Raw genomic sequence first — 8,568 nt, forward strand, 5'->3', positions numbered from 1 at the left:
CTTAGCGATGATCCGTATCATGGTTAGGCGTTTGGCATAAAATTTAACTCTCTCCTGACTTTTCAAACATCCTCTTAGAAGCGATCGACCTTGGCTGTTGTACCTGACGATTGCACGCTGAGAATAGCCCAAATCCTAGCGAACTGACTAACAATAATTTCCACAAGTTAAGCCGATTAGATCGATCGCATCTCATTATATTTTTCAACTTTCCGATCGTATCTCTCTGTTGTAGGGTGTGTTATCCCGCAGGGTAACGCACCATCTGAGGAGCACAATATGTTGGTGCGTTATGCTTTGCAGTAACGCACCCTACGTTTTTATGGTTGCGGATATAAATGCCGTTCTACCTTCTGATTCTCGACGACATGTTGAGTCACAATTTCCTTCGCCACATCGGGAGTTACCCGTGCGTACCAAGTATGCTCGGGAGCGCGTTCGTCGCCCGAATAAAAGACAATCGGCCCCATTTTACAGACCTCCAGACAGCCAGAAGTTATTAATTCAATGTTATCTAATCCTGACTCTGCCAACTGCTGTTCTAGAGCCTCATGCACCGATTTCCAGTCACGTCCGGCGTTGCAACGAGTCGATCGACATACCGATATATACGGACGGTTTAAAGGATTGGTTTCATACGGAATATCCAGCGTGCCCAATACATAAATCTGCCGTAACCTGTCGTACAATCCTAACTTAGTTAAATTGGGTTTATGCTCTGGTAATAAATCTTCTTCTTCGCCAATAAACGCATTCGGTAAAAATAACGTCATCATTTTTACGCCCGCACCATTCCAGAATTGAATCCCCCAGCTTCGCGCTTCACCTTCTGCATTCAATCGTCGGTATAAAGCGGCTCGACTCACCCGTCGTACTTGGCGCAAAGATTCGGGAGTACGCCCAGTCGCACCGCCCTGATTTTCGGCAACACATAAGTGCATGTGCCAACTTTCAGTAACTACTGTTAAATATCCATCATAAATCCGACAAATTTTGGGTGGAGCGGTAAATTCTAACTCTAAAACACTCCCATCTACCATGTGCCCCAAACCTATTTCTTGCCAATTTTCTTGAAATAGCGAATGTAAAAGTGGGCCGAGTGTATCTAAATCTGTGGGAAAATCTTCATACTCGATCGAATTACCATTATATGTATCTTCTCGCTCGATTTTACCTAATGGTTTAACCCGACGTTCGAAAGTTGCGACTGTCATATAATTATCCTCCTAAAATTTCCAATCGATTCCCGTCCGAAATGTCCTGCCCGCATCGGGGAAGCCAGCAAACAGTTCGTACCTCTGGTCGAAAATATTCTGGACGCTAGCATTGAGTGTTAAACTGCGATCGAGATTTAGTGGTGCGATAAAGTTAGCATCAAAACTAGTAAATACAGATAGAAATTCTGTATTTGTATTATTGGTTGGATAGCCACTGAGCGAATTTAAAGCGAGCGAGCCATACCAACCAAAATTATTCTCATAAGATATTCCCATACTCAATTTATCTGCACCAGTAAACCGTAATTCTTTACCTACTACCGCCGGATTTGCATCTTGTTTAATTTGAGGGTTGTTAATAGTATAGTTAACAAATCCATAGACATTTGGGGCAATTCTTGCATTCAGTGAGGCTTCGATCCCTTGCGTCTGTACCTCGCCGATATTAGTCCAGGTTCCCGATACGCCGTTGACGGGAGGATTGATGCTTTGGAAGGCAACTAGATTGGTGATGTTATTTTGAAAAGCTGTCAATCTTAATAAACCAAAATCTCCCAATTTCTGGTCTACCCCTACATCAAAACTATTACCAGTTTCTGGCAATAAATTGGGATTGCCGATATTCGTTGGATTGGCTGAAAAGAGATTGGCTAGAGTTGGCGTGCGAAAATTCCGAATATAGTTAGCCCGCAAAGTTGTCGCCGAATTTAGATCCCATTTAACGCCTAGCGCAGGAGAAGTTACACTACCATTTGCCAAACTACTAAAATCTTGCCGGAGTCCGGCTGTGGCTCGAATTTGTGGATTTAGATCGACATTATATTGAGCGAATAATGCCCCTTGTGAGATAGTCCCGTCATAGCTGACTGTCTGAGTTCCAGGCGCAATATTATTAATGGTACTACGATTATTGGTATTGCGATAATCAAATCCATACGCAATATTCTGAGTAGGTGTAATCTGCCAATTATGCTGGGTTTGAATCCCAAACGATTTCTGTCTACTATCAAATTGACGTTGAATTTGGGGCGTTAACGATCTCACTACTTGCCCATTGGTAACGGAAAGAGCCTCGGCAAAAGCAGTTCGATTATCAAACCACGTACTCAAAGTATCGTAAAAAACTCGTCCCGTGACAGTCGAATCATTACCATTGCCAATTTTTTGGTCGATCCCGACATCAAATAAAACTTGGTCGTTATATTTCCGATTGGCATCGGTGAGGGTATTAAAAAATCCTTGCCCGAATTGAGGACTGGGAATCGGTACTCCTCCAGGCACACCTTGATTTTTGGATAATAATATCCCTGTGAAATTTACTTTCGTGCGATCGCTGACATCAACATCTGCTCTGACTCGCAAGTTATTATAAGTAGCATCACTATTCATGCGCGTCCCTGAAAAATTTGCAGATGGAATCGAATATGCGTAATTATTATTTGCTTGAATCCGAGTGCTTCTTTAACCGTTCTGGCTCCTTGCGCTTTAATTTCGTTCTTGTCAATAACGTAAGCAGGACGGGTAGAGTCTTTGAGCGTCCCCTCTTTGCGGAAGGGTGAATAAATCGGTTTATTCAATAACCTTTCACCATAGATATCGATCTCTAAATCTTCGACTTTGGCTGGATCTGCTGGTGGTGGCGGTGGTGGGGATTCTTGCGCGAGGCTGGATTGCTTGACATTCAAACTCAACCCCAGCAATACAGATATGAGGAATATTTCAACCGAACGTAGATAATTAATATTTTTGGCAGACATGGATCTGTTTACCTGGAAGGATTACGGGCTAATTCCGATCGTTTGGCAAGTCGAGCGCGATCGACTGATTTTATGAGAATGATTATCGTTCCCATAATATACCATCAAAGCTCAAAGTCGATCGACTCAGCGAGAATGATTATCATTCTTGATATTTGTGATATGCTGTTGAGGTTTCCATCCAAATTTACAGTTCATGGATCGGCATCCCATCTATCTAGTGACAGGGCCGTGCGGTTCTGGCAAAACTACCTGGATTCACCAACAACTGACTACCAGCACAGAACCTAGTGCTTATATCTGTCTGGGTGCCAATGCTACCCCGATCGATCTGACATATATTACAGCGACTTGCCCCCACGTCAAACCGATTGCGGCGGGTGCAGCTTGGACGCAGTTAGCCGAAATCCAACCGCTATATGTAGAGATTGCACCTCAATTAGATTTAGCCAAACTACAGTTACCTGTAGATATCGAATCTTGTCAGCGAATTGCGATCGTGCCTAAAGGTTTAATTGAAAGTGAATATCACGATTGGGCGAGTCAAACCCTTATCAGTGAAGTCACCGAAAAAAATGTTACGCTTACTGCTTCCCCACGCTGGGAATTGACAGGAGAAGTCCTAGATCCAGCAAGTTTAAACATATTTTGGGACGAATTAATTCAGGGAGCTTATGGCGAGGTTGCTAGAGCTAAAGGAATTTTCGAGATCGTCGATGGTCGATCGTTTTATTTTAGCTTTGGGGTGGGTTTCCCCGATGCAACTTACTTTGAATTACCGTTACCGCCAGTATTAGCCGGAAGACCGACTCGGTTTAGTGGGTTAGAAGTTGTGGGCAATAATTTGCAACCTCAATTAATCATGGAAACGTTAGAAGACTGCGGTTTAGACGATCGCACTCTGGCTCATTATTAACAACAAGTTCGCTCCCAATTAGAAATCGAATCACCGGAAGAAGTAGCCGTATGAAAATAGCAGTTATGTCTTGCATTCATGGTAACTATGAAGCTTTGAATGCAGTATTATCCGATATCGATCGACAACAGGCAGAAAAAATCTTTTGTTTGGGCGATTTGGTCGGTTATGGCCCACAGCCGAATGCGGTTGTGGAGATGATTAGATCGTTAGATATTCCCACCGTGCAAGGTTGTTGGGATGAAGATATCGTTGAAGGTTTGAATGCTTGCGAATGCAGTTATCCATCAATTTTGGCAGAGAAACGGGGCAAGAGGGCGCACGAATGGACGAACGATCGAATCCATCCCGAAGTGCGAGAATATCTCGCTCAGTTGCCTTTAAGCTTGCGAGAGGAGAATCTTTGTTTCGTACATGGTAGCCCTCACAATCAACATGAGTATTTGATGCCAGAGGTAAACGCTTTTACCGCTTTAGAACGGGTAATGGCGACGGGTGCGGATGTGCTGTTTTGCGGACATACGCACATTCCCTATGTGCGGACGCTCGATGCTGGGCAATTGGCTGTAAAAGTTCGACAGCCAGAAGGCAGTTCGACAAAGCAATTTACCGCACCGCTCAAGCAGATTATCAATGCTGGTTCTGTCGGCGAACCGCGTCACGGTCGTCCGAATGCGACTTATGTAATTTATGACACCGACGATCGATTAACGACGTTACGAGAGGTGAAATACGATTATCAACTCACCTGTCAGGCAATTATCGATAACGGCTTACCCGCTATTTTTGCGTGGCGGTTGGCTCAGGGTTTGGAATATGCCGAACGTGCTGAAGATCCCACTCATGTGTGCGAACGGTAGGGTTTGAGTAATAAGTAATAAGTAATAAGTAATAAGTAATAAGTAATAAGTAATGAATTTAATTCAAAAAATAGAAATTTAAATCTCCACCCTGACGACCAAACTATCAACTATCAACTATCAACTATCAACTAATTCAAATGTGGGCGATCGCGAGTGGAATTGAAGGTAATTTAGCTGCATATGAAGCAGTAGTGGCAGACTTGCGCAAGTCGCGCCAGGAAGTGGAGAATTTCTATTTATTAGGCGATACTATCGGCCCAAAAGTCGAGAGCAATCAGCTTATAAAAAGAATTCAGCAGCCGCGCAAAGGGGAGCCAACCCCGTTAGTTTGTCAGGGATGGTGGGAGGAACAAATATTAATCCTTCATGCCTTGGGGCGGACGGGATCGCCAACAGAATTAATCGATCGATATGGGATCGATATGACGAAAACGCTGTGGGATGCGATCGATTCAACTACTCTAGAATGGGTGCGAACGTTAGAGTTTGAATTTGTCGAATTAGATTGTTTCTTGATTCATGGCAGTTCGCTCTCCGTTAGCGATGAATTGACGCCATCTATCGATCCCATTCATGCGATCGATAGACTCTCGCGGATGGATGTAAATCAATTATTCTGTGGACGATCGGGTTTAGCATTTGAATATCGAATTGAGTCCGGTAGTCTCAACAGTCAAGTGCAAACCTTAGATAATTTAACTGCTCCTACTCCGACGATATTAAGCAACCGTAGAATTATTGGAGTTGGTTCGGTGGGCAGGGTTGAAGGCAAAGCTAGTTATACGCTCTATCATCCAGAGAGCAATAAGTTGGCATTTAAAACCGTTCGATATGGAACTAAAAAAGGATTCGGTTAAATATGATACATATGGACTTAAAATCGTGATTGTATCAGCTAATAGTAGTAAATACATTTACCCAGTGACAATTCATGAGAAGATAACTACAGAAATTTTTAATATTTATCCATGACTCTCTTAAAAACTAGTATTTCGATACTCTTTGCTGCGACGGTTGTCTCTGTTGCTCCGGGTGTTATCCAACCATCCATTGCTGATTCTAATGACTCAGCGCAGGCTCCTTCAGTTGTGAAAAAAGCACTTGTGAACAGGGCAATTTCTGAGAGTGAAGTCTTGGCAGCTCAGAAAGCTTGGGGAGACGCATTGGTATCTATTTCCACAACATACGAAACCAAGGGTATCCAACCAGCAAAAACCTTGGCTGGAAAAGTAATTGACTCAGCCTATGGCTATCAATTCGGCCCCGTTCTGTTCAAGCCAACACTTACTGTTGCTCCTCAGACTTTCCGCACTACCCGTGCGGGAGCTTTAGCTTACTTTGTCGGTGGCGATCCTGCTTTCCCAAAAGATAAAGGTTTTGCGTTGAACGGCTGGCGGAAAGTAGAGATTAAGAATACGGCGATCTATATTTCTGGCAATACTGCTACTACAATGGGTAATGTAATGATTACCAATAAAGAAGGTAAGGTTACTACAGTAGATAAAACTTGGCAGTTCGTTAAAGATGATAACGGTAAGCTACGGATCGTATTGCACCACTCCTCTTTGCCTTATGCAGCGAAATAGCTAGCCGATACCTGGTTCTCCTGGGTATTCGATAATAAATAAAATATATATGTCTTCAAGTAATTGCTTCAGCGTTTACATGAAGCTATTTTTTTAGCTTGAGATCCAGTTTCTACCACAAACCCAGGAGACCCCGATCCCCGTAATCTATAGAATACTCCCAATCTGAGTTAGGCGATGGACGTTCGGGTTTAGCGTGGGACGAATAGTTTCGTAATCTACCAAAATCCGATCCTTGAGAACCCTTGTTCCGCTCTCTCAATCTAGTAGCAAAACGCAATTATTCACTTTCCTATGCAAAATTCAAATCCAGCAATTGTCTTTGACGAAGAACGCGCGGCTAGCTATGACACCAGATTTGCTAAATTAGCTCCATTGCGCGACACCCTGCATTTACTGACTCGCTTGGTACTTGCCGAGCTGCCAGTTAATGCGCGAATTCTGTGTGTGGGTGTCGGAACTGGTTTGGAACTGATTTATCTTGCCCAAGAATTTCCACAATGGCAATTTACAGCGGTAGAGCCTGCGAGCGCGATGCTAGAAGTTTGTCGTCAGAAAGCCGAAGAGTATGGGATTGCTGCGCGTTGCACCTGGCATGAAGGCTATCTCGATTCATTGCCCGCATCAGCAGCATTCGATGCGGCGACTTGCTTGATGGTTTCGCACTTCTTTTTGCAACAAGAGGAGAGACGAAACTTTTTCAGTCAAATTGCTGCCCGACTCTGCCCTCAAGGATATTTGGTGAGTGCGGATTTAGCCTCAGATATGTCTACGCCAGCCTATCACAGCCTGCGCGAGATTTGGACTCGGATGCTAAAGTATGCGGAATATCCAGATGAGGAGGTTGAAAAATTTATTGACTCTCTCGGGCGGGATGCTGCGGTGATACCAGTTCAGGAAGTCGCATCAATTATTGCATCGAGCGGTTTCGATACCCCTGTCTTATTCATGCAGACTCTGTTGATTCATGCTTGGTATGCAAGGTTAAATTAATTGAGAATTGAGAATTGAGAATTGCAGAAATTATCGATCGAGGAGAACTAGAACGACTAAAAATTCTCGATCGCCGATTTATGCTAAGTACCTGCTGCTTGACAAAATGTACATAAGCCAAAAAATTCTAAGGTATGATAAAAAACTTTAACCGATTGTTTTTGTTCTAACTCAGCTTCGATTTTGCAAACCGGACAAATATCGATTTTCACCGATTTATTGCATTGCAAACAAGTAAAGTAATGCTGATGTTTTTGAACTAGACTGTATAAAGATTCACCCTCGATCGAATTTCGACTTTGTACTAATCCTTGCAATCTCAATACTTCTAGACCGCGATAGACAGTTGCCAGCCCTAGAGTTTTGTGGCTGGCTCTCAATCGGACATATAGATCTTGGGTCGAAATTTCACCATCGATCGTTTCGAGTGTTTTAAGAATGCGCTCTTGGTGAGGAGTCAATCGGGCGATTAGATTGGTATTACTCATATATCAACTTTAACTAAAAAATCGCTGCATTATTTAATCGTAAGATAACACGATCGATGCCCCCGATCGCTTGGCAATTATCGCTCGTCCCGAACTTTACTATTAACTACTAATTAAGATGGCAATCGAAGTCGCTGAGTAATAATACCTTGGGAGGGACTAAATAATAATGCCAAAATAAATAAAACCGAAGATACAATCACAATCGCTGGGCCAGATGGTACATTTTTGAGATAGAAACTCAGATATACACCACTCAGACTAGATGTAGCTCCGATTATTGCACCCACAATCATCATTTGATGTAACTCTTTGACGAGTAAATATGCTGTCAAAGCTGGCCCGACTAATAGCGAAATCACTAAAATTACCCCGACAGCCTGCATACTAGCAATAATTGTCAGCGTAATCGCACACATAAACCCCAGATGAATAACTCTAACTGGTAAGCCCATCGCTTCAGCTCCAGTTCGATCGAATGTATAGAACAATAACTCTTTATAAGACAACCAAGTTGCTGTAATAACTAATGCAGTTACACTTGCAGTTCGATAGATATCGGTTATCGTTGTCCCCAAAATATCGCCAAACAGAAAACTATCGAGATCTATATTATTTCTGAGTACAGAAATTAAGATAATTCCGATCGAAAAGAAACTAGAAAAGGTGAGAGCCATTGCTGCATCAACTTTGACTCTAGATTGCGATCGAATCCAAGAAATAGTCCCCGCACCCATCAGTCCAGAGA

At 43.0% G+C, this 8,568-nt stretch carries 10 protein-coding genes; 5 read left to right on the top strand and 5 right to left on the bottom strand.

Features of this window, described 5'->3' with window-relative positions; all coding sequences use genetic code 11:
• Window positions 1-320: 320 nt before the first annotated feature.
• The 3 genes from C7B77_RS17420 to C7B77_RS17430 are packed head-to-tail and all read right to left on the bottom strand — an operon-like array spanning window position 321 to window position 2,974.
• Window positions 321-1,214 (bottom strand): (2Fe-2S) ferredoxin domain-containing protein, encoded by an 894-nt coding sequence (locus C7B77_RS17420; protein WP_106307532.1) that lies wholly within the window; start codon window positions 1,212-1,214, stop codon window positions 321-323.
• Between the two features lie 12 nt (window positions 1,215-1,226).
• Window positions 1,227-2,606 carry a TonB-dependent receptor gene (locus C7B77_RS17425; RefSeq protein ID WP_106307535.1) on the bottom strand — a complete coding sequence of 460 codons (1,380 nt, stop codon included), beginning with the start codon at window positions 2,604-2,606 and terminating at the stop codon, window positions 1,227-1,229.
• The gene (locus C7B77_RS17430) at window positions 2,603-2,974 is read right to left on the bottom strand and encodes a hypothetical protein (protein ID WP_106307538.1); all 372 of its coding nucleotides are present in this window, start codon (window positions 2,972-2,974) and stop codon (window positions 2,603-2,605) included. The genes C7B77_RS17425 and C7B77_RS17430 overlap by 4 nt, the downstream gene beginning before the upstream one ends.
• Before the next feature lie 196 nt (window positions 2,975-3,170).
• On the opposite strand from C7B77_RS17430, the gene C7B77_RS17435 reads away from it, so the two are divergent.
• The 5 genes from C7B77_RS17435 to C7B77_RS17455 all read left to right on the top strand — a co-directional run bounded on the left by C7B77_RS17435 (window position 3,171) and on the right by C7B77_RS17455 (window position 7,332).
• The gene (locus C7B77_RS17435; RefSeq protein ID WP_106307541.1) at window positions 3,171-3,890 is read left to right on the top strand and encodes a GTPase, G3E family protein; all 720 of its coding nucleotides are present in this window, start codon (window positions 3,171-3,173) and stop codon (window positions 3,888-3,890) included.
• 50 nt (window positions 3,891-3,940) lie between these two features.
• Window positions 3,941-4,750: a metallophosphoesterase family protein gene (locus tag C7B77_RS17440; protein WP_106307544.1), complete on the top strand. Its 810-nt coding sequence runs from the start codon at window positions 3,941-3,943 to the stop codon at window positions 4,748-4,750.
• Window positions 4,751-4,890: 140 nt separating this feature from the next.
• Window positions 4,891-5,610, top strand: coding sequence for a metallophosphatase (locus C7B77_RS17445; RefSeq protein ID WP_245894249.1), 720 nt, complete (start codon window positions 4,891-4,893; stop codon window positions 5,608-5,610).
• A gap of 111 nt (window positions 5,611-5,721) precedes the next feature.
• Window positions 5,722-6,339: a metal-independent carbonic anhydrase gene (locus C7B77_RS17450; RefSeq protein WP_106307550.1), complete on the top strand. Its 618-nt coding sequence runs from the start codon at window positions 5,722-5,724 to the stop codon at window positions 6,337-6,339.
• Window positions 6,340-6,633: 294 nt separating this feature from the next.
• Window positions 6,634-7,332 carry a class I SAM-dependent methyltransferase gene (locus C7B77_RS17455; protein ID WP_106307553.1) on the top strand — a complete coding sequence of 233 codons (699 nt, stop codon included), beginning with the start codon at window positions 6,634-6,636 and terminating at the stop codon, window positions 7,330-7,332.
• A gap of 83 nt (window positions 7,333-7,415) precedes the next feature.
• On the opposite strand, the gene C7B77_RS17460 is transcribed toward C7B77_RS17455, so the two are convergent.
• Together C7B77_RS17460 and C7B77_RS17465 are read right to left on the bottom strand one after the other, a co-directional pair.
• Window positions 7,416-7,820: a Fur family transcriptional regulator gene (locus tag C7B77_RS17460; RefSeq protein ID WP_106307556.1), complete on the bottom strand. Its 405-nt coding sequence runs from the start codon at window positions 7,818-7,820 to the stop codon at window positions 7,416-7,418.
• A 113-nt stretch (window positions 7,821-7,933) separates the two neighbouring features.
• Window positions 7,934-8,568 (bottom strand): metal ABC transporter permease (locus C7B77_RS17465; protein ID WP_106307559.1); only part of this gene is annotated, 635 nt, incomplete at its 5' end.

Source organism: Chamaesiphon polymorphus CCALA 037 (assembly GCF_003003845.1).
GTDB lineage: Bacteria > Cyanobacteriota > Cyanobacteriia > Cyanobacteriales > Chamaesiphonaceae > Chamaesiphon > Chamaesiphon polymorphus.